The sequence below is a fragment of the Cupriavidus malaysiensis genome (assembly GCF_001854325.1).
In the GTDB taxonomy this organism is placed as follows: Bacteria; Pseudomonadota; Gammaproteobacteria; order Burkholderiales; family Burkholderiaceae; genus Cupriavidus; species Cupriavidus malaysiensis.
Genome location: NZ_CP017754.1, coordinates 3,379,251 through 3,404,971 on the forward strand (window position 1 = coordinate 3,379,251; position 25,721 = coordinate 3,404,971).

The following is a 25,721-nucleotide window of genomic DNA, read 5'->3' on the forward strand; positions in this document are numbered from 1 at the left end:
TACCTGCGCTCCTTCGCTTCTGCTAATCTTGACTGTCGGTTCCGTGCCGGCAGGCATGGGCAGATCGCGGCACCGGCCGCGTTCGATCCGCGTCCCCACAGGCCAGAAGAAGCACGAAGCAAGCACGCATGCGGCACTCTTTGAAATACCGGGTAGCTCTCGCCGCCGCGCTGGTGGTGACGCTGATTCTCGGCGTGCGTGTGCTGGCCTCCCAGTATTACGCCTATGCATCGCTGCGCCAGCTGCTGGAGACCGAGCAGGCCCGGCAGACCGACCTCGTCGCGCAGCACCTGGACGACAAGTTCGACAGCCGCATCCACCTGCTGCGCCGGCTGGCGCGCCAGCTCGAACCGATGCTCGACCAGCCGCCGGCGACGCTGCGGGTCTTCGCCTCCGGGATGGTGGACACGCCGGAGGACTTCAATGCTGTCTTCCTGGCCTGGCCGGACGGCGATGTCGCCTTCAGCACCGCCGTGCCCCAGGAGCGACGGCTGCAGGTCAAGGACCGCGACTATTTCCGCGCACTCGAGGCGGGCGCCTCCGTGGCGACCTCCGACCTGCTCTACGGGCGCATGAGCAGCGCACCGGGCATGGTGCTCGCCGTGCCACTGCGCGCGCCGGACGGAACGCTGCGAGCGGTGGTCGGCGGCGCGCTCAACCTGGCCGAGGACAACTTCCTGCACGAGTTGCGCGACGGCCGCCTCGGCAGCGGCGGCATCTATTGCCTGGTGTCCTCCGGGCAGAATCCGCGCTATGCGATGCACGCCGAGCCGGCCAGGATCATGCTGCCGGCGGCGCAGGGCACGGCCGACGCCTGTGGCCTGGCGACACCGGCGGCCAAACCCTGGGAGTTCCTGCGGCCCGCGCGCCCCGTCGTCACGCGCCGCAGTCTCGACCTGAACGGCTGGACCGTCGTGTCGGTGCTGCCGGCCGAGCAAGCCTTCCTGCCGCTGATCGACGTGCGTCACAAGTGGCTGCTGATCGGCCTGCTGACGCTGGCGGGGGCTGCCGGCCTGATGTGGCTGGTGGTGCGGCGCCTGCTCAAGCCGCTCGAAGACTTCCATCGGGCCGTCGACGCCGTGGCGCTCAACGCCGACGCGCTCAACCAGTTGCCGACGCAGCGCCGGGACGAGATCGGCCAGCTCGCCTCGGCCTTCGCCGGCGTCGTGCGCCAGCTTCATGAGCGCGAGAGCGCGCTCAAGGCTGCCAAGGACCTGGCCGCCGAGAGCGAGAAGCGGATCGAGGCCATCGCCAACCATGTGCCGGACTTCATCTCCCTGGTCGACGCGAAGGAGCGCTACGTCTTCGTCAACCAGGCCTATGCGCGCCATTTCGGGCTGCCGGTGCAGCAGATCGTCGGCCTCAAGCTGCGGGAACTGTGGGGTATGCCGACCTATCTGGCCGTGCGGCCTCACCTGGAGCAGGCGTTCGCCGGCAGGGCCGTGACCTACACTCAGGAAAGCCCGGACGGCACCGAATGCCTGGAAGTCAGTTGCCAGCCTGCCTGGGACGACGCGCGCGATACGGTCGTCGGCCTCTATATGTTCGCCCGCAACGTGACCGCCGAGCGCCAGGCGCTGCGCTCGCTGGAAGCGCAGACCGTCAGCGACCACCTGACCGGCCTGCTCAACCGTAAAGGCTTCGACCGCTGCCTGGCCGAAGCCATGAACCCGGGCGAGGGGCCAGACCAGAGCATCGCCCTGATGCTCGTCGACCTGGACGACTTCAAGCACATCAACGACAGCCACGGACACGCCGTGGGCGACGAACTGCTGGCAGGGTTCGGCAGGCGCCTGTCGGCGTGCGTGCGCGAAGGCGACGCAGTCGCCCGCATCGGCGGCGACGAATTCGCCATCGTGCTGCGCAATGCGATCGCGCCGGCCGATCTCGAGCGGATCGCCCAGGGCATCGTGCAGGGTTCGCTGCAAGCGCACCGGATCGCCGGCCGCACACTGATGGCCACCGCCAGCGTCGGCGCCGCCGTGCACCTGGCCGGCGACGGCCAGACTGCCAGCGAACTGTTCATGCGCGCGGACATGGCGCTCTACGAAGCCAAGCGGCGCGGCAAGGCGCGCTACGCCTTGCAGGTCGTGCACGACCGGGCCTGAAGCCCGGCCGCCACGCCGCCGGCGCGCCCCCGCGCGGGGCACGCCGGCCGGGGCTCAGCGCACCCGCCCTTCCTTCCATGCCTGCAGCAGCTTGTCGTAGGCGATGGTTTCACCCTTGGGCTTCTCGTTGGACAGCTTCTGCCAAGGCGCATGCTCGCTCGACAGCCATTTGGCCGGATCCTCCTTCGGGTTGAGCTTGGGCGCGCAGTTCGCCATGCCGGCGCGCTGCAGCCGCCCCATCACCTGCTCCATCTCGTCGGCGAGGTTGTCCATCGCGGCCTGCGGCGTCTTCTCGCCAGTGACAGCCGTGGCCACGTTCTTCCACCAGAGCTGCGCGAGCTTCGGATAGTCGGGCACGTTGGTGCCGGTCGGCGTCCATGCCACCCGCGCCGGGCTGCGGTAGAACTCGATCAGGCCGCCGTACTTGGCCGCGTTCTTGGTCAGGTACTCGTGGTGGATATCGCTGTCTCGGATGAAGGTCAGCCCGGTCAGCGATTTCTTCAGCGACACCGTCTTCGAGGTCACGAACTGCGCGTACAGCCAGGCCGCGGCGAGGCGGTTGGGATCGGTGTTCTTGAAGAAGGTCCAGGAGCCCACGTCCTGGTAGCCGTTCTGCATGCCCTGCTTCCAGTACGGGCCGTAGGGCGACGGCGCCATGCGCCACTTCGGGCTGCCGTCGGCATTGACCACCGGCAGGCCCTTCTTGGTCATGTCGGCCGTGAACGCGGTGTACCAGAACACCTGCTGCGCGATCTGCCCCTGCGCCGGCACCGGGCCCGCTTCCGAGAAGGTCATGCCCATCGCCTGCGGTGGCGCGTACTTCTTCATCCAGTCGATGTACTTGGTCAGCGCGTAGACCGCGGCCGGGCTGTTGGTGGCACCGCCACGCGCCACCGAGGCGCCCACCGGCGTGCACTTGTCCGCGGCCACGCGGATGCCCCACTCGTCGACCGGCAAGCCGTTGGGCAGGCCCTTGTCGGCGGCACCGGCCATCGACAGCCAGGCGTCGGTGAAGCGCCAGCCGAGCGACGGGTCCTTCTTGCCGTAGTCCATGTGGCCGAAGACCTTCTTGCCGTCGATCTCCTTGACGTCGTTGGTGAAGAACTCGGCGATGTCCTCGTAGGCCGACCAGTTGGTCGGCACGCCCAGCTCGTAGCCGTACTTGGCCTTGAACTTGTCCTTCAGGTCCTGGCGCGCGAACCAGTCGGCGCGGAACCAGTACAGGTTGGCAAACTGCTGGTCGGGCAGCTGGTAGAGCTTGCCGTCGGGCGCAGTGGTGAACTTGGTGCCGATGAAGTCCTTGACGTCGAGTCCGGGGTTGGTCCACTCCTTGCCCGCGCCGCTCATGTAGTCGCTCAGCGGCAGGATGGCGCCGTAGCGGTAGTGCGTGCCGATCAGGTCGGAGTCGGAGATCCAGCCGTCATAGATGGACTTGCCCGACTGCATCGAGGTCTGCAGCTTCTCGACCACGTCGCCTTCCTGGATGATGTCGTGGGTCACCTTGATCCCGGTGATCTCCTCGAAGGCCTTGGCCAGGGTCTTCGATTCGTACTCGTGGGTCGTCAGCGTCTCCGATACCACGCTGATCTGCGTGACGCCCTTGGCCTTGAGTTTGGCGGCAGCGTCGATGAACCATTTCATCTCGGCCAGCTGCTTGTCCTTGGACAGCGAGGACGGCTGGAACTCGTTGTCGACCCACTTCTTGGCATCGGCTTCGCCGGCCCAGGCCGCGTGGCCGCAGGCCAGCGCCGCTGCGCAGGCGAACGCCGTCATGCCCAACTTCATCTGCACCTTCATGAACGCCTCCTCGTGACTCCCCCTTCCCGCTGTATCGTTGGACCGCGGCCCCGGGAAGGGACAAGCCGCCAGGCCCATTGGCTCGGATATCTCTACTCCACCCTGCTCCGCCGCGCCCTGCTCCGGCGCCGGCCGTGCGACCGCTGCCGCGGCTCTCAGCCCTTGCGCAGGATCAGCGCCAGCACCAGCATCGACACCACGAAGCTGATCCATACCGACGGCTCATCGGCCAGCGAGAACCAGCCCGCCATCTTCTCGCCCAGCCCGACCCAGGCCAGGTTGATCCAGGCGGCGCACATCAGCCCGATGAAGAGACGGTCGCCGCGCGTGGTCGCGATGGGCAGGAAACCCTTGCGCAGCACCGACGGCGCGCGCGTCTCCCACAGCGTCATGAGGGCCAGCATCACCACGATGCAGGAAAAGAAGACGGCCACCGGCGTGGTCCAGACCATCCAGCTGAACATGGACTTTCCTCCGCATCAGACGCGACCCATCGCGAAGCCCTTCGCGATGTAGTGCCGCACGAACCAGATCACGATGCCGCCGGGCACGATGGTCAGCACACCGGCCGCGGCCAGCACGCCCCAGTCCATGCCGGATGCCGACACGGTGCGCGTCATGGTGGCGACGATGGGCTTGGCGTTGACCGAGGTCAGCGTGCGTGCCAGCAGCAGCTCGACCCAGCTGAACATGAAGCAGAAGAAGGCGGCCACGCCCACGCCTGCCTTGATCAGCGGCAGGAAGACGGTGAGGAAGAAGCGCGGGAAGGAGTAGCCGTCGACATAGGCCGTCTCGTCGATCTCGCGCGGCACGCCGGACATGAAGCCTTCCAGGATCCACACTGCCAGCGGCACGTTGAATACCAGGTGGGCGAGCGCCACGCCCAGGTGGGAATCCATCAGGCCGATGGTCGAGTAGAGCTGAAAGAAGGGTAGCAGGAACACCGCGGGCGGCGTCATGCGGTTGGTCAGCAGCCAGAAGAACACGTGCTTGTCGCCGATGAAGCGGTAGCGCGAAAACGCATAGGCCGCCGGCAGCGCGACCGTGATCGAGATCACGGTGTTCAGCGCCACGTAGATCAGCGAGTTGATGTAGCCGGAATACCAGGAGGCATCGGTGAAGATGGTCCGGTAGTGCTCCAGCGTGAAGTCCACCGGCCATAACGACAGCGTGGAGAGAATCTCCTCATTGGTCTTGAACGACATGTTCACCATCCAGTAGATCGGCACGATGGCGAACAGCAGGTAGACCAGCAGGAAGGCATTGCGCCACCAGGTGGCGTGCTGCTTGGCTTCAGGCATTGGGCATGTCCTCCGCACCGGCGGTGCCCGCGCGCTGCATCCAGTTGTACAGGACGAAGCACAGGAGCAGGATGATCAGGAAGTAGACGATGGAGAACGCGGCCGCGGGACCGAGATCGAACTGGCCGACGGCCTTCTGCGTCAGGTACTGCGACAGGAAGGTGGTAGCGTTGCCCGGCCCGCCGCCGGTCAGCACGAAGGGCTCGGTATAGATCATGAAGCTGTCCATGAAGCGCAGCAGCACGGCGATCATCAGCACGCCGCGCAGCTTGGGCAGCTGGATGTAGCGGAACACGGCCAGGCGGCTGGCGCCGTCGATCTTGGCTGCCTGGTAGTAGGCGTCGGGGATGGCGCGCAGTCCCGCGTAGCACAGCAGCGCGACCAGAGGTGTCCAGTGCCATACGTCCATCACCAGCACGGTCAGCCAGGCGTCGAGCGCACTGCCGGTGTAGTTGTAGGCGAAGCCCATGGCGTCGAGCGCGGCGCCCAGCAGGCCGATGTCGGTACGCCCGAAGATCTGCCAGATAGTACCCACCACGTTCCACGGAATCAGCAGCGACAGCGCGATGACCACCAGTACCGCCGACGCCTGCCAGCCCCTGGCCGGCATCGACAGCGCCAGCAGGATGCCCAGCGGGATCTCCACCAGCAGCACGGCCAGCGAGAATCCGACCTGCCGCAGCAGCGCGTCGTGCAGCTCGCTGTCGCGCAGCACGGTGGCGAACCACTCGGTGCCGACGAAGACCCGGCGCTCGGGCGAGATGATGTCCTGCACAGAGTAATTGACGATGGTCATCAGCGGCAGGATGGCCGAGAAGGCCACGCACAGCACCACCGGCACCACCAGCAGCCAGGCTTTCTGATTGACGGGCTTGAGCGTGCTCATGACACCAGTTCCTCGTTGACGTAGTAGCAGGTATGGCGATGGAAGGCCGACAGCCAGGCGGTCTCGCCCGCGCGCAGCGCCGCCGCTTCGCCGCCCATGCGGGCGCGCAGCGTGGCGACCTTGCCGCCGGCTTCGTGCACGGCGGCGGTGACCAGCCAGTAGGTGCCGATGTCCTGGGCGCGCTCGACCACCACCGGCACCGCCTGCGGATCGTTGGCCGCGGCCAGCCGCAGGTACTCGGGGCGCACCCCGACCTTGAAGCTGCCTGCCGCCTGCAGCGCCTGGCCCAGCGCCGGCGCCAGCTCCGGCGTGTAGCGGCGGCCGCCCATCTCGATGGCGCCGTCGCGCCATTGCCCGGCCAGGAAGTTCATGCCCGGCGAGCCGATGAAATGGCCGACGAAGGTGTGTGCCGGCCGTTCGAACAAGGCATCCGCCGGCCCCGCCTGCACGGTCTTGCCGCGCGACATCACCAGCACCTGGTCGGCAAAGGTCAGGGCCTCGGTCTGGTCATGCGTGACGTAGATCAGCGTCAGCCTGAACTCGTGGTGGATCTCCTTGAGCTTGCGCCGCAGCTGCCACTTCAGGTGCGGGTCGATCACCGTCAGCGGTTCGTCGAACAGGATCGCCGAGACGTCGTTGCGCACCAGGCCGCGGCCGAGCGAAATCTTCTGCTTGGCATCGGCAGCCAGCCCGCTGGCGCGCCGGTCCAGCCACGCCGACAGGTCCAGCATCTCGGCCACGCGCCCGACCCGCTCGCGCACCTGGTCCGGCGGCACGCCGCGGTTGCGCAGCGGGAAGGCGAGGTTCTCGCCGACCGTCATGGTGTCGTAGATGACGGGGAACTGGAACACCTGGGCGATATTGCGCTGCTGCGGCGTGGCGGCGGTGACGTCGCGCCCGTCGAAGGCGATGGTGCCGTGCGAAGGCCGCAGCAGCCCGGAGATGCAGTTCAGCAGCGTGGTCTTGCCGCAGCCCGAGGGACCCAGCAGCGCGTACGCGCCACCGTCCTCGAAGGTGAAGCGCAGCGGCAGCAGCGCGTAGTCTTCGTCGGCATGCGGCTGCGCCAGGTAGGAATGCGCGAGATCGAGATCGATGCGAGCCATGTCAGTATCCTCCCGCCGCGGCCACCGCCGCCGCCAGCGGTGCCGGCCGGCCGCCTGGCCGGCGCGGCGCATGGATGCGGCGCCCGGCCGTGTCGAACAGGTAGACCTGGTCCGGGTCGACATGCAGGGCGAGCTGGGCACCCAGTTCGAGATCGACCACGCCCGGGAACTGCGCCACCAGGTTGCCGACGGCGGTATCGACGTGGACGAAGGTGTCCGAGCCCGACAGTTCCGCCAGGGCGACGCGGCCAGGCACGCGGACCGCACCCGGCCCCGCTTCAAGCCGCAGCGCGCCGGCGCGCACGCCGACCGTCACCGGCCCGCCGTGCGCCATCGCGTCCGGCAGCGGCAGCACGATGTCGCCGCCCAGCGCCACGCGCCCGCCATGCAGTTCACCGGGCAGCAGGTTCATCGGCGGATCGCTGAACGCGCGCGCCACGCGCAGGGAGTCGGGATAGTGGAACACCTCCGGCGTAGGCCCGTACTGCAGCAGTTCGCCGGCATCGAGCACGGCGGTGTGGCCGCCCAGCAGCAGGGCCTCGGTCGGCTCCGTGGTGGCATAGATGACGGTGGCGTCGCCGTGGGCGAACAGCTGGCTGAGCTCTTCGCGAAGTTCCTCGCGCAGCTTGTAGTCGAGATTGACCAGCGGCTCGTCGAGCAGCATCAGCGGCGCGTCCTTGGCGAGCGCGCGCGCCAGCGCCACGCGCTGCTGCTGCCCGCCGGACAGCTCGGACGGAAAGCGCTCGAGCAGGTGGTCGATGTGCAGGCGCTGCGCCAGCGAGCGGACCCGCGCAGCGATATCGGCGCCGCCGCGCAAGCGCAGCGGCGAGGCGATGTTGTCGAATACCCGCATCGACGGGTAGTTGATGAATTGCTGGTAGACCATCGACACATTGCGCTGGCGCACCGGCACGCCGGTCACGTCCACGCCGTCGACCAGGACCTTGCCGGCGCTCGGCCTGTCAAGTCCAGCCATCACCCTCATCAAGGAGGTCTTGCCGGCCTGGGTGGCCCCCAGCAGAATCGTGACCGCACCCGCCACGGGTGCAATTGTCATCGGATAGAGATAGGCTTGCGACCCTGCCTGCTGCGCAATGCCTTCCAGTCTGAGCTGCATCCAGCCTCCTGCGCGCGCCGCCTCGCTGCTGGCGGCATTGATGTCTGCCTCGGTTTGCGCGGTCGGGCTCGCGCAAGATTCTTGTATTTCTGCTTCCCGCTCGTTTTAGCAAAGAAACGAAAGCAAAACAATCTTGCAGCGCATCATTTGTTTTCGTTTCTGATTGAACTAGAATGCGGGCATGACGCTCAATCCACGCCAAACCGCCCTGCTCGAAGAAGTCCGGACCCAGGGCTTCGCCTCGATCGAAGAACTCGCGCGCAAGTTCGGCGTGACGCTGCAGACCGTGCGGCGCGACGTCAACCTGCTGGCCGAAAACGGCATGCTGGCGCGCTTCCACGGCGGGGTTCGGGTCGAAGGCTCGACCATCGAGAACATCGCTTACCGGCAGCGCCAGGTGCTCAACGCCGAAGGCAAGGTGCGCATCGCGCGCGCGGTCGCGGCTGCGGTGCCGGAGGGCTGCTCGCTGATCCTGAACATCGGCACCACGGTCGAGGAGGTGGCACGCGCCCTGCTGCACCACCGGGGCCTGCGCGTCATCACCAACAACCTGAACGTGGCCAACATCCTGGCCGATAACCCCGACTGCGAGGTGATCGTCGCCGGCGGCGTGCTGCGCTCGCGCGATCGCGGCATCGTCGGCGAAGCCACGGTCGACTTCATCCGGCAGTTCAAGGTGGATATCGGCCTGATCGGCATCTCGGGCATCGAGGCCGACGGCACGCTGCGCGACTACGACTTCCGCGAGGTCAAGGTGGCGCGGACCATCATCGAGCACGCGCGCGAGATATGGCTGGCGGCGGATGCCAGCAAGTTCAACCGCCAGGCCATGGTGGAACTGGCCCACCTGTCGCAGATCGACCGGCTCTTCACCGACATGCCGCTGCAAGCGCCCTTCGACCGGATGCTGGCCGAAAGCGAGGTGAACTGTGTGGTCGCGGACCAGCCTTGAGGCGCGGGCCGGCGCCGGCCGCCTGGCGCGGCCGGGCGGCCGCGCGGGCAATGCGGGCGGCGCAGGGCGCGCCGTCCGGTCCCGGACGGATGGTCCGGGCGCCTGCCGCTTACTTGAAGACCACCGTCTTGTGGCCGTTGAGCAGGATGCGGTGTTCGGCGTGCCACTTGACCGCGCGTGCCAGCGCCACGCATTCCACGTCGCGGCCGACCGCGGTCAATTGCTCGGGATCCATGCTGTGATCGACACGCTCGATCTCCTGCTCGATGATCGGGCCTTCGTCCAGGTCGGCCGTCACGTAGTGGGCCGTGGCACCGATCAGCTTCACGCCGCGGTCGTGCGCCTGGTAATAGGGCTTGGCGCCCTTGAAGCTGGGCAGGAAGGAGTGGTGGATGTTGATCGCGCGGCCGGCCAGCTTGGTGCACAGGTCGTCGGACAGCACCTGCATGTAGCGCGCCAGCACCACCAGGTCGATGTTCTGCTCGCGCACCACCTCGAAAACCTTGCCCTCCTGGGCCAGCTTCTGCTCGCGCGAAGCGTTCATCAGCGGCAGGTGGAAGAAGGGAATGTCGTAGGACGCGGCGAGCTGGTAGAAGTCGCGGTGGTTCGACACGATCGCGGCGATCTCTACCGGCAGTCCGCCGGCCTTGGCGCGGAACAGCAGGTCGTTCAGGCAGTGGCCGATCTTGGACACCATGATCATCACGCGCGGCTTGACGCTGGCGTCGAACAGGTCCCACTGCATGGCGAACTGCTCGCCCACCGACGCGAAGGCCGCCTTCAGCGCCGCCAGGTCGGGGCCGGCCGCGGGCGGGGTGAAATGCACGCGCATGAAGAAGCGGCCTGCGTACTCGTCGCCGTACTGAGCGGAGTCGACGATATTGCAGCCATGCTGGAACAGCAGGCCGGACACGGCATGCACGATGCCGGGCTGGTCAGGGCAGGAGATGGTGAGAATGAAACCGGTGTTGCTCATCGTGTTCTGTTCTTTGGGATGTCCGCCGGGCCGGCCGCGCAGCGCGCGGCTCACGCGCGGGATGTGCCGGAGGCCGCCCAGCCGCGGCGGCGGAGCGCATCCAGCGTCACCAGGGTCGCGTCGACCGTCATGGCGCCATCCGCCATGATAGCAAGCAATGGCCCCGGCTCGATAAGACGGTGCTCCGCCACTTCGCCGTCCCGATTGACCGGAATGAAGCCGGCCGGCAGCAGCAGGTCGTACGCATGGACGGCCTCCCACTGCACCCCCTCAGGTAATTCCCGCAGCACCTCGATCACCCCGCAGGCCTGCGCCTGCGCCGCCAGGTCGGGCGGGATGCCCGACTCCTCCTCGCACTCGCGCACCAGCGTGGCCAGCGGGTCGCTGCCATGGGGCATGCCGCCAGCCACCAGGTTATCCCACATGCCAGGGTCGACCGCCTTGGCGGGGCTGCGGCGCGCGATCCAGAAGCGGCGCCGGCCATCGCCATCGCCGACGATGCCGTTCATGTGCGAGGCGAAGGTCAGCAGGCCGAAGAAACGCGCCGCGGCGCGCTCGACCACGGCCAGCGCCGGCGCCTGCAACGCCGGCGTGACGGCGAACAGTTCGTCGCGCCAGCCGCGCACGTGGCCGGCGCCGGCCAGCCAGCGCGCCAGTTCGGCCAGCGCCGCCGAGCGCGCGGCGAAATCCGTGCAGCGCGGCAGCAGCGCGACCTCGTGCGCGCCCCTTGCCTCCAGCGCGGCGGGCACGGTCGGCTGGGCCAGCAGGATCTCGGCATGGGCGCGCGGCAGCCAGCCGACCTGGCTGGCGCCCACCATCAGCCGCAGGTGGGCGGCGGCATCGAAGCGGCTGCGCGCCGCCAGCGCGGCCTCGATGCGGGCGACCGCGTCGGTGCCGGCCGGGGAATCGGGAAGCTTGGACAAATTGACTGCCTCTTTCATGAAACGCGCGCCGCGCACTGGCGCGAACGCTCAGGACTTCACAGGACCGCTTGCATGACGCACAGCACGACGCCATCGCAAACCCCGAACCCCGCCGGCCTGCCGCAGGGACAGCCACGCTACGTGCTGGCGCTAGACCAGGGCACCAGCAGTTCGCGCGCCATCCTGTTCGACCATTTCGGCAACGTGGTGCGGCTGGCCCAGCGGGAATTCCGCCAGTATTATCCACACCCCGGCCATGTCGAGCACGATCCCTACGAGATCTGGCAATCGCAGCTCGCCGTGGCGCATGAGGTGCTGAACGACGCCGGCGTCTCCGCCAGCCAGCTCCATGCCATCGGCATCACCAACCAGCGCGAAACCACCGTGCTGTGGGACCGCGCCACCGGCGAGCCGGTCGGCCGTGCGCTGGTCTGGCAGGACCGGCGCACCGCGCCGATGTGCGAGGCGCTGGTGGCCTCGGGCCACGGCGAATTGTTCCGCGAGCGTACCGGCCTGATCGTCGACGCCTATTTCTCCGGCACCAAGCTGCGCTGGATGCTCGACCACATCGAGGGTGCGCGCGCACGCGCCGAGCGCGGCGAACTCGCCTTCGGCACCGTCGACGCCTGGCTCGTCTGGCAGCTCACCGACGGCGCGCGCCACGTCACCGACGTGTCGAATGCGTCCCGCACCATGCTGTTCAATATCCATCGCTTCGCCTGGGACGACGAGTTGCTCGCCCTGCTCGACATCCCGCGCAGCGTGCTGCCCGAGGTGGTACCTTCGAGCGGCGAGGTCGCGCGTACGGCATCCCGGCTGTTTGGCGCCGAAGTGCCGATCGCCGGCATCGCCGGCGACCAGCAGGCCGCCACCTTCGGCCAGGCCTGCCTGTCGCCCGGCATGGCCAAGAACACCTATGGCACCGGGTGTTTCCTGCTGATGAATACCGGCAGCCAGCCGGTGACGTCGCACAACCGCCTGCTGACCACGGTGGGCTGGCGCTTCGGCGAGCGCACCGTCTACTGCCTGGAAGGCGGGGTCTTCATGGGCGGCGCCACCATCCAGTGGCTGCGCGACGGCCTGCAGATCATCCGGAGCGCAGCGGAAGTGGAACCGCTGGCACGCCAGTGCGAAGACACCGGCGGCGTCGTGCTGGTGCCGGCCTTCGCCGGCCTGGGGGCTCCGCACTGGGACGCGTTCGCGCGTGGCACCCTGGTCGGCATGACGCGCGGCACCGGACGCCCGCAGATCGCGCGCGCCGCGCTGGAGTCGATCGCCCTGCAGAGCGTGGACGTGCTCGACGCCATGCAGAAGGATGCCGGCATCTCCCTGGCCGAACTGCGCGTGGACGGCGGCGCCTCGCGCAGCGACCTGCTGATGCAGATGCAGGCCGACCTGCTGGGCACGACCGTGGTGCGCCCGCGCGTGACCGAGACCACGGCGCTGGGCGCGGCCTACCTGGCCGGCCTGGCCACCGGCTACTGGCAGGACGAAGGCGAGATCAGCCGGCAATGGCAGGTCGAGCAGCGCTTCGAGCCGCGCCTGTCGGCCGACGCGCGCGCGCAGCACCTGGCGCGCTGGCACCGCGCCGTGGATCGTGCCCGCGACTGGGCCCGCGAGGACTTGGCCGACGGCGCGCCATGACCCTCTCCCGGCACCGCACCCTCACCTGCGGCGCGCGGCCGGGAAGCAACCCGCACTCCCCGAAGATTGACCCGTTTTGAACCTGTGACCATGCCAACGCCTTTCACCCAGATCCTGCCCCCTGCCCGCGCCGACCTGCTCGCCGGCCTCGCGCGCGAACCGCGCTGGGACGTGATCGTCATCGGTGGCGGCGCCACCGGCCTGGGCACGGCCGTCGACGCAGCCTCGCGCGGCTACCGCACGCTGCTGGTCGAGGCCGCGGACTTCGCCAAAGGCACCTCCAGCAAGGCCACCAAGCTCGTGCACGGGGGCGTGCGCTACCTCGCGCAGGGCAATATCAGCCTGGTGCGTGAGGCCTTGCACGAACGCGGCCTGCTGGCCCGCAACGCACCGCACCTGGTGTGGCCGCTCGGCTTCGTCGTGCCGGCCTACCAGATGCTGGACCAGCCCTTCTACGGCATCGGCCTCAAGGTCTACGACATGCTCGCGGGCAACCTCAAGCTGGCCGGCAGCCGCTGGCTGAACCACCGCGAGACGCTGGCCGCCGCGCCCACGCTCGCCGAACACGTGGGCGGACGCCCGCTGCGCGGCGGCAACCTGTACTTCGACGGCCAGTTCGACGACGCACGGCTGGCGATCGCCCTGATGCGCACCCTCTTCGACGTGGGCGGCACCGCGGTCAACTACCTGCGCGTGACCGGCCTGCTGCAGCAAGGCGGCGCCGTCACCGGCGTCACCGTGCAGGACGCGCTCGGCGAGGCCTGCTTCGCCCTGCAGGCGAAGTGCGTGATCAACGCCACCGGCGTCTGGGTGGATGCCGTGCGCCGCATGGAGGACGGCCAGGCCCGCACCATGGTGGCGCCCAGCCAGGGCGTGCACCTGACGCTGCCGCGCAGCTTCCTGCCCGGCCAGGACGCCATCCTGATCCCGCGCACCGACGACGGCCGGGTACTGTTCGTGGTGCCCTGGAACGGCCACACCATCGTCGGCACCACCGACACCCCGCGCCAGGACCTGCCGCTCGAACCGCGCGCCGCCGGCGACGACGTCGACTTCATCCTGGAAACGGCGGCGCGCTACCTGTCCCGCTCGCCCACTCGCGCCGACGTCACCAGCGTCTGGGCCGGGCTGCGCCCGCTGGTCAAGGCGACCGGGGAAAACACCACCGCATCGCTGTCGCGCGAGCACACCATCCTGGTCTCCAAGGGCGGCCTGATCACCGTGACCGGCGGCAAGTGGACCACCTATCGCAAGATGGCGGAGGACGTGGTGGACACCGCCATCCAGCGCGGGCTGGTGGCGCGCGCTGCGCCCTGCATCACGACGGAACTGGCGTTGCATGGCGCACAGGGCCTGCCGGCCGACCTGCCGGCATCCGGCAGCGGCTCACCCGATCGCTATTACGGCAACGAATTGGGAGCCTTGCGCGCACTGCCTGGCCAGGACGAGGTGCTGATGGCGGGCTCCGGGCTGACCGCCGCCCACGTCCGCTTCGCCGCGCGCCACGAAATGGCGCGGCGCGTCGAGGACGTGCTGGCGCGCCGCAATCGCGCCCTGTTCCTCGATGCGCGTGGCGCCAGCGCGGCCGCGCCGCGCGTGGCGGCCATCCTGGCCGAGGAACTGCAGCACGATGCTGCCTGGCAAACCCGCGAAGTGGAGGACTTCCGCAAGCTCGCCTCGGGTTATATGCTCGACTGAGTACCGCGCCTCCCCGGCCGCCGACAGCGCCGCCCCGACTGCAGGCCCCGACTGCGCGAGCGCCCCGGGGAGCGGGCGGCGGGAAGCGGGCGGCGGAAAGCCTTCGGCGCCCGCTCCGCTGTGCCCTGCCTGCCCCCTGCCCATCACCCTGCCTCGAGGAATCCGACATGCCAGCCTGCCTTTCCCGCCTGCTCGCCAGCGCTGCCGCCCTGGGCGTGCTGCTCGCCGTCCTGCCCCTGGCCGCCGCGACGCGGCCAGGCATCGACGGCGTGCGCTTCGAGCCGCCGCGAACGGTGCGCTACCGCTGCGACGAAGGAAAGTCGCTGAGCGCGCGCTACTTCAACAGCGCGGACAACCAGATCGCCATCCTCCGGCTGGACGGCAGGCCGCTGCTGTTCGCCAGCGTGCTGACCGGCTCCGGCGCGCGCTATGCGGCCGGGCCCTACCAATGGATCACCAAGGGAGACGAAGGCCGGCTGGAGGACCTGCGCGGCGGGGACGGCGCCCCGGCGCCCTACGCCAACTGCAAGGCCGTGCGCTAGCGGCAGTGCCGCCGCCCGGCAGGCGTGGCGCATGGACGGGCTCCCGGGCGATAATGCGGGTATTGCATCAGGGAGAATGACATGGAAGACATGGACGAGATTGACGATCTGTCCGACCTGCCGATGCCCCGCTTCATCTGGGGCTTCGCCATCGCCACCGGCAAGGGTGGCGAGATCATGCACGACGAGTTCGAGTACCTCACGCACACCCGCAGCCCGCGCTTCACCTGCCGCGTGGTGGAACTTGAGGACATGCCGGGCGATGGCGAAGAAGGCGGCATCGATGGCCGCATCGTGCATTACGACGAGCCGCGCCGCCTGTTCTATATCACCGATGCGGGCATGGCGCTGGTGAACTTCGAGCTGTTCGACAAGCTGCCTGAGCGGCAGAAGCTCAAGCGTGTCTGCGACGAGGCGATCGCCAACTGGATGCAGCGCCGCGAATTCCTCGACAGCGAGGGCGATGACGAGGAATGAGTGTTGCGCCGGGCGCCAGCGCCAGGGCACCGATCACGCGTCGCGCACCACGATCAGCGTGGCGGCGACGCGCTGGATATCTTCATAGACCGGCATCGCCGAGGCCGGCCCGGTGCAGCTGACGCCGGTGGCCTGGTGCGCGTCCGCACCGGCCGGATGGAAGACGAAGGCCATGCCCGGCCGCCAGCCCGGATGGTTGCGCAGGCTCTCATTAAGGATGTCGAGGTACTGCTCACGCGAAAAGACGTGCTTTGCCGGCATGCCCATCTCCGAGGGTTTCGGAGGATCGTACCATGCCGCGATGTGCGGACATCCCGCCGCGCCGGCACTTGCCAGGCCGGCCGGGCAGGCCGTTTCAGCCGTGGTCCCGGCGCCCGCCGTCGTGCGGGCCGTGGCCGTCCCAGTCGCGGCGTTGATCATCACGGCGGCGGTCGTCGTGCCGGTAGTCGTCATGACGCTCCGGACCGCGTTGCGGCTCCGCACGGCCGCCCCAACCCCCGCGCACCAGCACCCAGCCTTCTGAACGATGCTCCCAGCGCGGCGGCGCGTAGGCATAGCCGGGCCGCTCCGCCTCCCAGTGTCCGGCCTGCCAGGCGTGCCGGTGGTACCCGGCATCCCAGTCCCAGAAGCCAGGCACCCAGATAAATCCGGGACGCGGAGCCGGCACCGCCTCGTAGACAGGCGCCGGCGGGGGCGCGCCGATGGTGACGTTGACGGAAACCTGTGCCATCGCGGCAGGTGCCGTGGCAAGGCCACAGGCCAGGGTCGTGGCGCAGGCAAGGCCAAGCACGGCGCGGCGGACGAAACGGTTCACGAAGATCCTTTCCCACGCAGGGCGAGACGAACTGGGCGCCAGTCTATGCGTCGGCCCCACGACAGTCTGTAAGAAAGGGGTTCCTTGCATTTCAAGGCCGCCCTCCGCTGCGACGGCCGATGTCCTGAGCCTTGAATCCGTTGATGAACTCGGCCTGCTGAGAGAAGTCTGACAAGCGCCTGCCAAGAGGTCGCGCAAGGCCTGCAACGTGGCGCTGCAAGCGCTGAAGCCTGGCAAGCCTGCGTCACGGCAAAGCGCGCAGCCCCTCGGCGGACTTAGTCGACGAATTCGTGCTTCAGCACGAATGACGCAGTGGACTAGTGGTCCGCCGCCATGGCGCGCAACTGCGCCTCGCCTGCGACGCGGGCCGCGTCCGCCGTGGTGAAGGTGTCGTCCGACACGATCGTCCGTTTGAGCAGCCTCGCTTCGAAATCCACCAGTGCGATCACCCAGACATAGCGCCCGGCCTGGGGTGCGGTCTGCACCAGCGCGCTCAGGCGCGGCTTGGAATCCGTTGTCATCTTGCCCTCCTCCGCAGCGTGCCGGATCCTGCCGGCATCGGGGGCCAGCACGAAGCCGGCGGACCTCGAATCGGAATATGCCTACATATATATAGGCGCTAGCTGAGAAAACTGGTGAGTGCATTCCTCAGTTTTTTGGGCCTTCTCCTAATCACGGTCTGCGGCCATTGCGCGGCAAGCGGCACAAAGCTGAAATCTGGGCGATCTCTTCTGCCTGGCGTGACGGCTGGGCCAGCCACGAACCTTGCGAGCCGCCTTCATGCCCAGCCCAGCACTTGCCCCGCTCTCCCGGCCAGCCGCAGCTGCCGCCCCGTCCCGGGGCGAGGCCCGCGGCTGAACGGGCACGCCCCGCCCGGCCTCCTGCCCGATCCGGCCCGATCCCGCCCCGCATGCGATCCCCCCCGTCCTGGCCCCGCTTCGCGCGGTATGCGGCCACCTGGCTGTGGCTGGCCTGCTGCGCCTGCGGCGGCTGGTGCGCGCCGGCGACCACCCCGGCGCTGAAGCTGACCAGCAGCATCGGCGCGGACGCGGCATTGCGCCTGCCGCCCGCCCTGCAGGGATCACCGATCCTGCGCGCCTATCGCACGGTCCGCGTCGGCTATGTCCGGCACACTTTCGTGCCCATCTACCTGAACCGCGCCGACAAGCTGTTCGAAGGCGTCCTGGCCGACTACCTGGCGGCGTTGGCGGCGATGAGCGGGCTGCGCTTCGAGATCACCGGCTTCGACACCGGCGCCCAGGCACGCCAGGCGCTCGAGGCCGGCGCCATCGACCTGCTGGCGGGGACCGCAGACGAGGCCGGCGACACGCTGTCCGCCACCTCCGCCTACTTCACGCACCGGCTGGCGGAAGTCCGCCGCACCGGCCCGGCGCGTCCGACCGCCACGCAGGTCATTGCCATCGCACGTGACAGCGTCGACCGCGACAGCCTCGCCCGGCACTATCGCGAGGCCCGCATCGAAGTCTTCCCCACCCAGTTGCTGGCGCTGGAAGCGGTCGCCTTCGGCCGCGCCGACCTCTTCATCGGCGTCGCGACAGGCGCCAACTACCTGATCGACCAGTTGCAACTGCTGCAGCTCGCGATCACCAACTTCGCGCCGTTCAGCGGTGCGCCATTCGTGCTGCTGGCCACGCCGCGCCAGCGCCCGCTGCTGCAGGCGATCGACATCCTGCTGCGCCACGTACCGATCCGCATCGCCGGTGACATCCAGCAGCGCTGGCTCGGCTCGGCCAGCCATTTCCGCGTCGCCCAGCAAGTGAACCTGTCCCCGGAAGAAGCCGCCTGGATCCGCGCCCACCCGCGCGTGCGCTTCGGCGCGGCCCGGTTCCTCGCTCCGTTCTCCTTCCTCGACCATCGCGATGCGAGCCCCACCGGCCTGTCGATGGACCTGCTGGCCGTGATCACCGCCCGCACCGGCCTGCAATTCGAACCGGTGCTCCTCGACAACGACGCCGACGGCTTCGCTGCCTTGGGCTCGGGCCGCATCGATCTGCTGCTGTCCGTGACCGCGACGGAGGAGCGGCGCCAGCACATGCTGTTCTCGACGCCTTACATGGAGTCGCTGTGGGTCATCACCACGCACGCCGATGAGCAGGGCATCCGGCAGGCCACCGACCTGGCCGGGCGGCGCGTCGGCGTACCCGGCAACACCCTCGGCACGCGCGGCTTGCTGCCCGATGGCGTGGCCGGGCGAGCCGCCAGCATCGCGGTGGCGCCTGACATGCTGGTCCTGTTCCGCTGGCTGCAGGAGCACAAGGTCGATGCCATCATCACCAACCTGACGAGTGCGAACTACCTGAACGCCACGCGCTTCGACGGGCAGTTCGCGGTGGCGGCAACCACCAGCGACTCCCCCTGGCCGATCAGTTTCGCCGCCGATTTCCGCTCCCCTGAACTGATCGGCATCATCGACAAGGTGCTCGACAGCGTCCCGCCGGAGGAGCTCGACGCCATCCGGCGCGACTGGAACGGCGCTCGCGTGGCAATCCCGCGCTACGGGCTGTCGGACCGCCAGACGCAAGGCCTGCTGCTGGGGCTGGCGGTGTCGCTGGGGCTGTTGTGCGCCGGCGGACTCTACCTCGGCTGGTCCTACTACACGCGGCGCCAGCAGGCCTTGCGGCTGCGCGACCAGCTGGAATTCCAGCGCACGCTGATCAACGGGCTGCCGTTCGCCGTCTTCGTGCGCGACGCACACGGCCGCCTGGCCAGCTGCAATCCGCACTACGCCGCCGCCTACGGCGACACGGCGGCCGCCCTGCTGGAGCGCGGGCGCGCGGACGATTGGGAGCGCGCGGGCAGCGGCGGCGCGCTCGATGCGCGCCTCGCCGCGCTGGCCCGCAGTGTCCGCGCCCAGCGCCGCGCCTGCATGACAGATTGCCACCTCGAGCACCGGGGCCAGGACGTCGACCTCTTTATCTGGCTGCTGCCGCTCTATGGCGCCGACCGCCGCTTCGACGGCGTGCTGGGCGGCTGGCTGGACATCACGGAACGCAAGCGCACCGAGCGTGAACTGCAGCAGGCCAAGCAGGCGGCCGATACCGCCAACCGAGCCAAGAGCACCTTCCTGGCCACCATCAGCCACGAGATCCGTACGCCGATGCACGCCATCCTGGGTACGCTCGAACTCGAGATCCGCTCGCGCAGACGGCCGGACAAGCACAGCCTGGTGGCGGTACAGCAGGCCGCCCAGTCGTTGCTGACCTTGATCAACGATATCCTCGACTACGCCAAGATCGAGGCCGGACAGCTGAGCCTGGACCCGCAGCCGGCCGATCCGCGCGAGGAGCTGGAGCGGCTGCTGTTGATCTACCGGCCGCTGGCGCACGAGAAGGGGCTGCAGTTCAAAGCCCACCTCGACGAAACGCTGCCGCCCGCGATCCGCATCGATGCCCTGCGCGTACGCCAGATCGTCGGCAACCTGCTCAGCAATGCCCTGAAGTTCACGCAGCACGGCCTCGTGGCCCTGGAGGTGCGATGGCAAGGCGGGCGTCCGGACGGCGGTACTCTGCATATCGCGGTGCGGGACACCGGAGCGGGCATCCGCGCGGACCAGCAGGCCTCGCTCTTCCTGCCCTTCCGCCAGGCCGGGCGCGACACCGGCAGCCGCTTCGGCGGCACCGGGCTGGGACTCTGGATCTGCCGCCAGTTGCTGGCGCAGATGCAGGGGCGCATCTGGCTGCGCAGCGAGTTCGGCCTGGGCACCGAGTTCTTCGTCGAGATCCCGGCCTCGCTGGCCGACCTGCCCTCTTCCGCAACCGGCCATGCGCCGCCGCCGGAGCCGCTGGCGACACCTGCCGGACTGCGCGCGCTGGTGGTCGACGACCATCCCGCCAACCGACAGCTGCTGGTGCGCCAGCTCGGCTTCCTCGGGGTGGTGACGGTCCATACGGCGGCCGATGGGCGGGAAGCCCTGGAGATCCTGGCACACCACGAGACCGACCTGGTCATCACCGACTGCAATATGGCCGGCATGGACGGCTACGCGCTCGCGCGAAGCATCCGTGCCGATGCGCGCCTGCGCCATCTCTTCGTGATCGGCTGTACCGCCGACGCACGGCCGGAAGTCGCCCGGCAGGCCCAGGAGGCCGGCATGGACCGCTGCCTGGTGAAGCCGGCCGGCCTGGACGCCCTGCGCGCTCTGCTGCAGCAGGCCAGGCCCGGCTCCCCTCTTGCCGGCACCGCCCGCACGAGCACGTCCACCAGCACGTCCACCAGCACGTCCACCGGCACCGCCCCGCCCGGCAGCACGGCCAGGACACGGCGAAGCGGCACTCGCGAAGGCCATGCCCAGCGTGCGGCGCAGCGCGTGGGCGAGATCTTCACGGACGGCCCCGAGGCAGCCGCCTTCCTGCACCTGCTGCAGTCGACCAGCCACCAGTACCTCGGCGAGATCGAGCAAGCCATGGCTGCCGGCGCCCTGTCGAAGGCCGCGTCGGATGCACACAAGCTCAAGGGCGGCGCCGCCGTCATCGGCTTCGAACCCGTCCTTCTGGCCTGCGCGGAATTCGAGCAGGCCGTGTCGCACCGGGTGCCGCAGGAGACACCTGAGAGAACTCTACAGCCACTGCGAGTCGCCTGCGCTCACATGGACCGGCTGCTGGCCGCCTTGATCCGCTACGCCGAAAGCGGTAGAGCCGGACGCACCGGGCCGGCCGACGGCGAAGGCGCTGCCGGCAGGCCGGCAGTCAGCCGGACAGGCTGACGGTCGCACCGCGCAGCGGCAACATACTCTCCGGCGCCGCCTTGACCTGCGCTGCCGGGCACCATGACAATACCCGGTCGGTCGGCGCCCGCAGGCGTCGCCCGCCCCGAACCATGTCATGCGTCCGCCACTCCTTCCGTCCTTCCGGGCAGGCACCGGCAGCCACCACGTCCGCAGCGCCCCACCACCTTGCGTGCTGGCCCTGCTCGCGCTGCTGCTGGCTATCTTTCCGCTGGCCCACGCGCCCGACGCGAGAGCCCAGACCCTGCAGCAACGCGCGGACGCGGTAGCCAAGACCGTATTCAACCTGCTCAGCTACGCACGCTGGCCGAGCGAGCCAGCGGTGTTGCGGCTGTGCGTGGAACGCTCCAGCCTCTATTCCGCCAAGCTGCTCGATGGAGGCACGCTGGCCAACGGGCGGCCGGTGCGCACGCGCGTGGTCGACGTTACCGGCAGCGACCTGGCGCGCGACTGCGACGCGCTCTACGTCGGCACCATGACCGATGACAAGCGCAAGCTGCTGGGACGAGAACTCAGCGGCCAGCCGGTACTGGTCATCAGCGAGGGAGACTTCGAGTGCGAGGTCGGCAGCATGTTCTGCCTCAGTGTGCGGGATGCGCAGGTGTCCTTCCGCGTCAATCTCGACTCGGTGGCCCGCAGCGGCATCCACGTCCACCCCGGCGTGCTGCAGCTCGGCCGTCGGCGGGGAACCACGCCATGATCGGAAACAACAGGCCCGGCACGCGCCCGACGCTGCAAAGCACCCTGCGGCGCATCCACCTGAGCGTGGCGCTCATCGCCATCTGCACCGCTGGCCTGTCGCTGACCGTGCTCGGCATCACCGCCCTGCGCGTCTACGCGGACCACAACCTGCGCCTGGTGGCACGCTCGGTGGCCTACGCGCTGGAGGCCCCGGTGGTGTTCAACGACAAGGCCGCCACCCGCGACGCCCTCGCGCTGATCGCCAGCGAGGACGTCGCCTATGCCAGCGTCTACGACCGCGGCGACCACCTGCTCGCCGAATGGCGGCGCCCCGATGCCCACCGGTTCTCGGGCCTCAGCCGGGCGATCGGCGAACTGCTGCTGGCGGAGCCGGTCGAGCAACCCATCCTGCATGATGCGCAGCCTGTGGGCTATCTGCGCCTGTCGGGGGATCCGGCCAACCTGCTCAGCTTCCTCGCCAGCGGCGCCTTCGGCCTGCTGGCCTGCCTGCTGCTCACCGCGGTCAGCGCCCACTATATGTCGCGCCGCATGCTGACGCACATCACCGAGCCGGTGCGCAACCTGATGCGGGTGGCACATGCGGTACGCTCGGATCGTGCCTTCGAGCAGCGCACCCCGCCCGCGCACATCGCCGAACTGCATGCGCTGGGAGAAGACTTCAACGGCCTGCTCGACGAACTGGAGGACTGGCAGAAGCAGTTGCAGCATGAGAACCGCTCGCTCGCCCACCAGGCCAGCCACGACGCGCTGACCGGACTGCTCAACCGGACGGCATTCGAGCAGGCGCTGGAGCGCACGCTGCGCGCGGTGCAGGCACAAGGACGGCACGCGGCCGTGCTGTACCTCGACAATGATGCCTTCAAGGACATCAACGACCGTTTCGGCCATGCCGCCGGCGACGAGGTACTGATCAGCGTGGCGGCCCGCGTGCGCGCCTGCCTGCGCGAAACGGACCTGGTGGCACGGCTCGGCGGCGACGAGTTCGCCGTGCTGCTGGCCCCGCTGCAGCGGCCGCAGGATGCGATCCGTGTGGTGGAGCACATCCTGTCGAGCCTGCGCGAGCCGATCATGCTGAAATCCGGCACATCGGTCACGGCCCCGGTCAGCATCGGCATCGCAACCTATCCGGCGCATGGCGGCACGGCGGAAGCCCTGCTGCGGGCGGCGGACGGCGCCATGTATGGCGCCAAGCGCCGCTCGGGGGGCACCTGGCAAAGCGCCCCCCCGCCGGACGGCGCCGACTAGGGGAGAAGAAAAGGGAGGAGGGACGTGGGCACTGCACGAACCACCCGCAAGACCGCATCGGCGCATGCCTGCGCCCGCGCCGCGGCGGCACTGCTGCTAGCTGGCGCCCTGGCCCTGGCCGGCTGCCAGACCGCACCGTACCGCAAGCTCACCGCACAGCAGGTGGAAACGCTGCGGCAGCAGGGTTTCCACCTGACTGGCCTGGGCTGGGAACTGGACCTGTCGGAAAAGGTGCTGTTCGGCTTCGACGACGATGCGATCCCGCCCGAACGGCAAAGCAATCTGCGCAGGATCGGGCAGGCCTTGCTGGGCGCCGGCATCGACCATGTGCGGCTGGACGGCCATACCGACGACGCCGGTAGCACCGACTACAACCTGAAGCTCTCCTTGCGCCGCGCGCAGGCCATCGCCGGCGTGCTGGTGAGCGCGGGTTTCGCGCGCGACGATATCGAAGTGCGTGCCCTGGGCATGAGCCGGCCGGTGGCGGACAACCATACCCCCGAGGGCCGCGCACAGAATCGCCGCGTCGCGATCATCGTCACGGTCGACTGAGCACGGCGACGCCCGCGGTGGCGCCGGCGGCTCAATGCGACATCAACAGCGGCACCTCGGCGTGCCGCATCAATACCCGGGTGGCGCCCCCCATCACCAGTTCCCGCACACGCGAGTGGCCATAGCCACCGGCCACCAGCAGATCGGCGTGCAGATGGCCGACGGCGCGCAGCAGCGCGGGGCCGACCGCCTCCTGCGTCGGCACCGGCACCAGTTCGGCGCGGATCCCGTGCCGCGCCAGGTACGCGGCCAGTCCATCGCCCTGTGCCACGCCGCGCCCCTCCGGATCGACCGAGACCAGGCTGATCCGCTGCGCGCGCCTGAGCAAGGGCAGCGCATCGGCGACCGCGCGGGCTGCCTCGCGCCGGCCATCCCAGGCCACCGCAACATGGCGCGCCTCGACGCGGCGCACCTGCGGCGGCAGCACCAGCACCGGCCGGCCGGCATTCAGCAGCACGTACTCGGCAGTCTGCGCCGCCAGCACCGGCGCCAGGTCGGGCACCGGCGGACGCGCCACCAGGATGATGTCGGCCAGCCGGCCCTGCAAGGCCAGAGCCCAGCCAGGATCCTCGGCCAGCAGCATGTGGGCACAGCTTAGGCCGGGCGCTGCCTGTGCCACGATGCGGCGCAGGCGTTCCTCGTCCGCCGCGCGGCGCTGCTGCTGGCGCTGCTCGGCCTGGGCGGCATAGCGGCCGGCTTCCTCACCCGCGCCCCGGAACGGATCGGGACGGAAACCCGTGGCCGTCACGCCGACCACGTGCCCATCGCCTCCCAGGGCAGCCAGTGCGGCCGCTGCCTCGATGCGCGCGTCGCCGCCCTCGTCGTCGCCCATTTCCACCAGCACCGTCTTGAAGTCCATGTCGCCACCTCTCGGATGAAGTATCGGCGTGTTGCGCAGATCGCCCGCGAGTCCGGCGGGCCGGTACCCCGATCATAGCGCCGGACCGGCCCGACCCAGCCCGGCCGCCCCACGCAAAGGGGGATAGCATGGCAAAGCGGCCGGCACAGCACCTTGATACCGATCAAGCAGCCTGGCCCGGTGCCCGCCATACTGGATGCACGCCTGCGGCCCGTCCGCACCGATCCTGCCGTGCCCGCCGGGCATGAGCCGACATGTCCTCACCGGAGCCCGCCATGCCGCAAACCATGCGTGCCATGATCTTCGATGGCAGCAGCCCGCTGCTGCATCCGCGCGACGTACCGGTGCCGGAGCCGGGGCCGGGCGAACTGCGCATCGCCGTCAGTACCTGCGGCGTGTGCCGCACCGACCTGCACGTGGTGGACGGCGACCTGCCGCACCCCAAGCCGGCACTGATCCCGGGGCACGAGATCGTCGGCCGGGTCGAGTCCCTGGGCAGCGGCGTCAGCGGCTTCCAGGCAGGACAGCGCGTGGGCGTGCCCTGGCTCGGCCATACCTGCGGGCACTGCCCGTTCTGCCTCGCCCAGCGCGAGAACCTGTGTGACGCGCCGCGATTCACCGGCTACACACGCGATGGCGGCTATGCGGAATATGCCATCGCCGACAGCCGCTATTGCTTCGCCCTGCCGGACGCCTATGACGATGAACACGTGGCGCCGCTGCTGTGCGCCGGCCTGATCGGCTACCGCACCTTGCGCCTGGCCGGCGAAGCGGCGCGCCTCGGCATCTACGGCTTCGGCGCTGCCGCCCACGTGGTCGCCCAGATCGCGGTCGCACAGGGGCGAGAGGTATTTGCCTTCACGCGCCCGGGGGACCAGGCCGCGCAGCAGCTCGCGCGCGAGACCGGTTGCCGCTGGGCGGGCGCCAGCGGCGAGGCGCCGCCCGCCGTCCTGGATGCCGCCCTGATCTTCGCACCGGTCGGCGCGCTGGTGCCGCTCGCCCTGGGCGCAGTGGCGAAGGGCGGCACGGTGGTCTGCGGGGGCATCCACATGAGCGACCTGCCGGCCTTCCCCTACCGCCTGCTGTGGGAGGAGCGGCGCCTGCTCTCCGTCGCCAACCTGACGCGGGCGGATGGCATCGACCTGATGCGGCTGGCCGCCGCCATCCCACTGCGCACCCACACCACGCTCTACCCGCTGGAGCAAGCCAACGCGGCGCTGGCAGACCTGCGCGACGGCCGCCTTGCCGGCGCGGCCGTGCTGGACATCGGCCATTGAGCCG

Annotated in this window: 23 protein-coding genes; 11 read left to right on the forward strand and 12 right to left on the reverse strand. The window is 69.2% G+C overall.

Going from position 1 to position 25,721, the window contains the following annotated elements:
- The first annotated feature begins 128 nt into the window (after positions 1-128).
- Positions 129-2,108: a sensor domain-containing diguanylate cyclase gene (locus BKK80_RS15240; protein WP_071070131.1), complete on the forward strand. Its 1,980-nt coding sequence runs from the start codon at positions 129-131 to the stop codon at positions 2,106-2,108.
- Positions 2,109-2,162: 54 nt separating this feature from the next.
- Here BKK80_RS15240 and BKK80_RS15245 read toward each other — a convergent pair whose 3' ends face one another.
- The 6 genes from BKK80_RS15245 to BKK80_RS15270 form a co-directional block, all read right to left on the reverse strand.
- Complete coding sequence (locus tag BKK80_RS15245; RefSeq protein ID WP_071016473.1) at positions 2,163-3,893, reverse strand: ABC transporter substrate-binding protein; 1,731 nt, start codon at positions 3,891-3,893, stop codon at positions 2,163-2,165.
- Positions 3,894-4,060: 167 nt separating this feature from the next.
- Positions 4,061-4,369 (reverse strand): DUF2160 domain-containing protein, encoded by a 309-nt coding sequence (locus BKK80_RS15250; protein ID WP_071014148.1) that lies wholly within the window; start codon positions 4,367-4,369, stop codon positions 4,061-4,063.
- Between the two features lie 15 nt (positions 4,370-4,384).
- Positions 4,385-5,206 (reverse strand): carbohydrate ABC transporter permease, encoded by an 822-nt coding sequence (locus BKK80_RS15255; RefSeq protein WP_071014150.1) that lies wholly within the window; start codon positions 5,204-5,206, stop codon positions 4,385-4,387.
- Positions 5,199-6,092, reverse strand: a complete 894-nt coding sequence (locus tag BKK80_RS15260; RefSeq protein ID WP_071014153.1) for a carbohydrate ABC transporter permease — start codon at positions 6,090-6,092, stop codon at positions 5,199-5,201. Before BKK80_RS15260 ends, BKK80_RS15255 begins: the two co-directional genes overlap by 8 nt.
- On the reverse strand, positions 6,089-7,195 hold the full coding sequence (locus BKK80_RS15265) for an ABC transporter ATP-binding protein (RefSeq protein ID WP_071070870.1): 1,107 nt from the start codon (positions 7,193-7,195) through the stop codon (positions 6,089-6,091). Before BKK80_RS15265 ends, BKK80_RS15260 begins: the two co-directional genes overlap by 4 nt.
- 1 nt (position 7,196) lies before the next feature.
- A complete protein-coding gene (locus tag BKK80_RS15270; protein WP_071014155.1) occupies positions 7,197-8,312 on the reverse strand; it encodes an ABC transporter ATP-binding protein in 1,116 nt (371 codons plus the stop codon).
- Positions 8,313-8,493: 181 nt separating this feature from the next.
- Here BKK80_RS15270 and BKK80_RS15275 point away from each other — a divergent pair, with 181 nt between their 5' ends.
- Positions 8,494-9,264, forward strand: coding sequence for a DeoR/GlpR family DNA-binding transcription regulator (locus BKK80_RS15275; protein WP_071014158.1), 771 nt, complete (start codon positions 8,494-8,496; stop codon positions 9,262-9,264).
- A 109-nt stretch (positions 9,265-9,373) separates the two neighbouring features.
- Here BKK80_RS15275 and purU read toward each other — a convergent pair whose 3' ends face one another.
- Both purU and BKK80_RS15285 read right to left on the reverse strand, forming a co-directional pair.
- The gene (purU, locus tag BKK80_RS15280; RefSeq protein ID WP_071070872.1) at positions 9,374-10,240 is read right to left on the reverse strand and encodes a formyltetrahydrofolate deformylase; all 867 of its coding nucleotides are present in this window, start codon (positions 10,238-10,240) and stop codon (positions 9,374-9,376) included.
- Between the two features lie 50 nt (positions 10,241-10,290).
- The gene (locus BKK80_RS15285) at positions 10,291-11,181 is read right to left on the reverse strand and encodes an NUDIX hydrolase (protein WP_071016477.1); all 891 of its coding nucleotides are present in this window, start codon (positions 11,179-11,181) and stop codon (positions 10,291-10,293) included.
- Between the two features lie 54 nt (positions 11,182-11,235).
- Between BKK80_RS15285 and glpK the strand changes: the two genes are divergently transcribed.
- The 4 genes from glpK (at position 11,236) to BKK80_RS15305 (ending at position 15,524) form a co-directional block, all read left to right on the forward strand.
- Positions 11,236-12,807 carry a glycerol kinase GlpK gene (gene glpK, locus BKK80_RS15290; protein ID WP_071070133.1) on the forward strand — a complete coding sequence of 524 codons (1,572 nt, stop codon included), beginning with the start codon at positions 11,236-11,238 and terminating at the stop codon, positions 12,805-12,807.
- Between the two features lie 84 nt (positions 12,808-12,891).
- Complete coding sequence (locus BKK80_RS15295; RefSeq protein ID WP_418235862.1) at positions 12,892-14,505, forward strand: glycerol-3-phosphate dehydrogenase/oxidase; 1,614 nt, start codon at positions 12,892-12,894, stop codon at positions 14,503-14,505.
- 167 nt (positions 14,506-14,672) lie between these two features.
- Entirely contained in the window at positions 14,673-15,047 is a 375-nt protein-coding gene (locus tag BKK80_RS15300; protein WP_071070135.1) for an MliC family protein, read from the forward strand.
- 90 nt (positions 15,048-15,137) lie between these two features.
- Entirely contained in the window at positions 15,138-15,524 is a 387-nt protein-coding gene (locus BKK80_RS15305) for a hypothetical protein (RefSeq protein ID WP_071016479.1), read from the forward strand.
- Positions 15,525-15,557: 33 nt separating this feature from the next.
- Here BKK80_RS15305 and BKK80_RS15310 read toward each other — a convergent pair whose 3' ends face one another.
- The 3 genes from BKK80_RS15310 to BKK80_RS15320 all read right to left on the reverse strand — a co-directional run bounded on the left by BKK80_RS15310 (position 15,558) and on the right by BKK80_RS15320 (position 16,859).
- Complete coding sequence (locus BKK80_RS15310; protein ID WP_071016481.1) at positions 15,558-15,785, reverse strand: hypothetical protein; 228 nt, start codon at positions 15,783-15,785, stop codon at positions 15,558-15,560.
- Between the two features lie 94 nt (positions 15,786-15,879).
- Complete coding sequence (locus BKK80_RS15315; RefSeq protein WP_418235864.1) at positions 15,880-16,338, reverse strand: hypothetical protein; 459 nt, start codon at positions 16,336-16,338, stop codon at positions 15,880-15,882.
- A gap of 317 nt (positions 16,339-16,655) precedes the next feature.
- Positions 16,656-16,859, reverse strand: coding sequence for a hypothetical protein (locus tag BKK80_RS15320; RefSeq protein WP_071014169.1), 204 nt, complete (start codon positions 16,857-16,859; stop codon positions 16,656-16,658).
- A gap of 389 nt (positions 16,860-17,248) precedes the next feature.
- Here BKK80_RS15320 and BKK80_RS15325 point away from each other — a divergent pair, with 389 nt between their 5' ends.
- The 4 genes from BKK80_RS15325 (at position 17,249) to yfiB (ending at position 23,581) form a co-directional block, all read left to right on the forward strand.
- Positions 17,249-21,061, forward strand: a complete 3,813-nt coding sequence (locus BKK80_RS15325) for a response regulator (protein WP_071070137.1) — start codon at positions 17,249-17,251, stop codon at positions 21,059-21,061.
- A 118-nt stretch (positions 21,062-21,179) separates the two neighbouring features.
- Entirely contained in the window at positions 21,180-21,782 is a 603-nt protein-coding gene (gene yfiR / locus BKK80_RS15330; RefSeq protein WP_083384118.1) for a regulatory sequestration protein YfiR, read from the forward strand.
- Entirely contained in the window at positions 21,779-23,029 is a 1,251-nt protein-coding gene (gene dgcN / locus BKK80_RS15335; protein ID WP_071070139.1) for a diguanylate cyclase DgcN/YfiN, read from the forward strand. The genes yfiR and dgcN overlap by 4 nt, the downstream gene beginning before the upstream one ends.
- Before the next feature lie 24 nt (positions 23,030-23,053).
- A complete protein-coding gene (gene yfiB / locus BKK80_RS15340; protein WP_083384119.1) occupies positions 23,054-23,581 on the forward strand; it encodes an outer membrane lipoprotein YfiB in 528 nt (175 codons plus the stop codon).
- A gap of 31 nt (positions 23,582-23,612) precedes the next feature.
- On the opposite strand, the gene BKK80_RS15345 is transcribed toward yfiB, so the two are convergent.
- A complete protein-coding gene (locus BKK80_RS15345; RefSeq protein ID WP_071038152.1) occupies positions 23,613-24,440 on the reverse strand; it encodes a universal stress protein in 828 nt (275 codons plus the stop codon).
- A 275-nt stretch (positions 24,441-24,715) separates the two neighbouring features.
- Between BKK80_RS15345 and BKK80_RS15350 the strand changes: the two genes are divergently transcribed.
- Positions 24,716-25,717: a zinc-dependent alcohol dehydrogenase family protein gene (locus BKK80_RS15350; RefSeq protein ID WP_071014182.1), complete on the forward strand. Its 1,002-nt coding sequence runs from the start codon at positions 24,716-24,718 to the stop codon at positions 25,715-25,717.
- Positions 25,718-25,721: the final 4 nt, after the last annotated feature.

What these genes read in the sequence shown, in the direction of transcription:
- BKK80_RS15240 (WP_071070131.1), top strand. Translation starts at nt 129, where the DNA reads ATGCGGCACTCTTTGAAATACCGGGTAGCTCTCGCCGCCGCGCTGGTG.
- BKK80_RS15245 (WP_071016473.1), bottom strand. Translation starts at nt 3,893, where the DNA reads ATGAAGTTGGGCATGACGGCGTTCGCCTGCGCAGCGGCGCTGGCCTGC.
- BKK80_RS15250 (WP_071014148.1), bottom strand. Translation starts at nt 4,369, where the DNA reads ATGTTCAGCTGGATGGTCTGGACCACGCCGGTGGCCGTCTTCTTTTCC.
- BKK80_RS15255 (WP_071014150.1), bottom strand. Translation starts at nt 5,206, where the DNA reads ATGCCTGAAGCCAAGCAGCACGCCACCTGGTGGCGCAATGCCTTCCTG.
- BKK80_RS15260 (WP_071014153.1), bottom strand. Translation starts at nt 6,092, where the DNA reads ATGAGCACGCTCAAGCCCGTCAATCAGAAAGCCTGGCTGCTGGTGGTG.
- BKK80_RS15265 (WP_071070870.1), bottom strand. Translation starts at nt 7,195, where the DNA reads ATGGCTCGCATCGATCTCGATCTCGCGCATTCCTACCTGGCGCAGCCG.
- BKK80_RS15270 (WP_071014155.1), bottom strand. Translation starts at nt 8,312, where the DNA reads ATGCAGCTCAGACTGGAAGGCATTGCGCAGCAGGCAGGGTCGCAAGCC.
- BKK80_RS15275 (WP_071014158.1), top strand. Translation starts at nt 8,494, where the DNA reads ATGACGCTCAATCCACGCCAAACCGCCCTGCTCGAAGAAGTCCGGACC.
- purU (WP_071070872.1), bottom strand. Translation starts at nt 10,240, where the DNA reads ATGAGCAACACCGGTTTCATTCTCACCATCTCCTGCCCTGACCAGCCC.
- BKK80_RS15285 (WP_071016477.1), bottom strand. Translation starts at nt 11,181, where the DNA reads ATGAAAGAGGCAGTCAATTTGTCCAAGCTTCCCGATTCCCCGGCCGGC.
- glpK (WP_071070133.1), top strand. Translation starts at nt 11,236, where the DNA reads ATGACGCACAGCACGACGCCATCGCAAACCCCGAACCCCGCCGGCCTG.
- BKK80_RS15300 (WP_071070135.1), top strand. Translation starts at nt 14,673, where the DNA reads ATGCCAGCCTGCCTTTCCCGCCTGCTCGCCAGCGCTGCCGCCCTGGGC.
- BKK80_RS15305 (WP_071016479.1), top strand. Translation starts at nt 15,138, where the DNA reads ATGGACGAGATTGACGATCTGTCCGACCTGCCGATGCCCCGCTTCATC.
- BKK80_RS15310 (WP_071016481.1), bottom strand. Translation starts at nt 15,785, where the DNA reads ATGCCGGCAAAGCACGTCTTTTCGCGTGAGCAGTACCTCGACATCCTT.
- BKK80_RS15320 (WP_071014169.1), bottom strand. Translation starts at nt 16,859, where the DNA reads ATGACAACGGATTCCAAGCCGCGCCTGAGCGCGCTGGTGCAGACCGCA.
- BKK80_RS15325 (WP_071070137.1), top strand. Translation starts at nt 17,249, where the DNA reads ATGCGATCCCCCCCGTCCTGGCCCCGCTTCGCGCGGTATGCGGCCACC.
- yfiR (WP_083384118.1), top strand. Translation starts at nt 21,180, where the DNA reads ATGCGTCCGCCACTCCTTCCGTCCTTCCGGGCAGGCACCGGCAGCCAC.
- dgcN (WP_071070139.1), top strand. Translation starts at nt 21,779, where the DNA reads ATGATCGGAAACAACAGGCCCGGCACGCGCCCGACGCTGCAAAGCACC.
- BKK80_RS15345 (WP_071038152.1), bottom strand. Translation starts at nt 24,440, where the DNA reads ATGGACTTCAAGACGGTGCTGGTGGAAATGGGCGACGACGAGGGCGGC.
- BKK80_RS15350 (WP_071014182.1), top strand. Translation starts at nt 24,716, where the DNA reads ATGCCGCAAACCATGCGTGCCATGATCTTCGATGGCAGCAGCCCGCTG.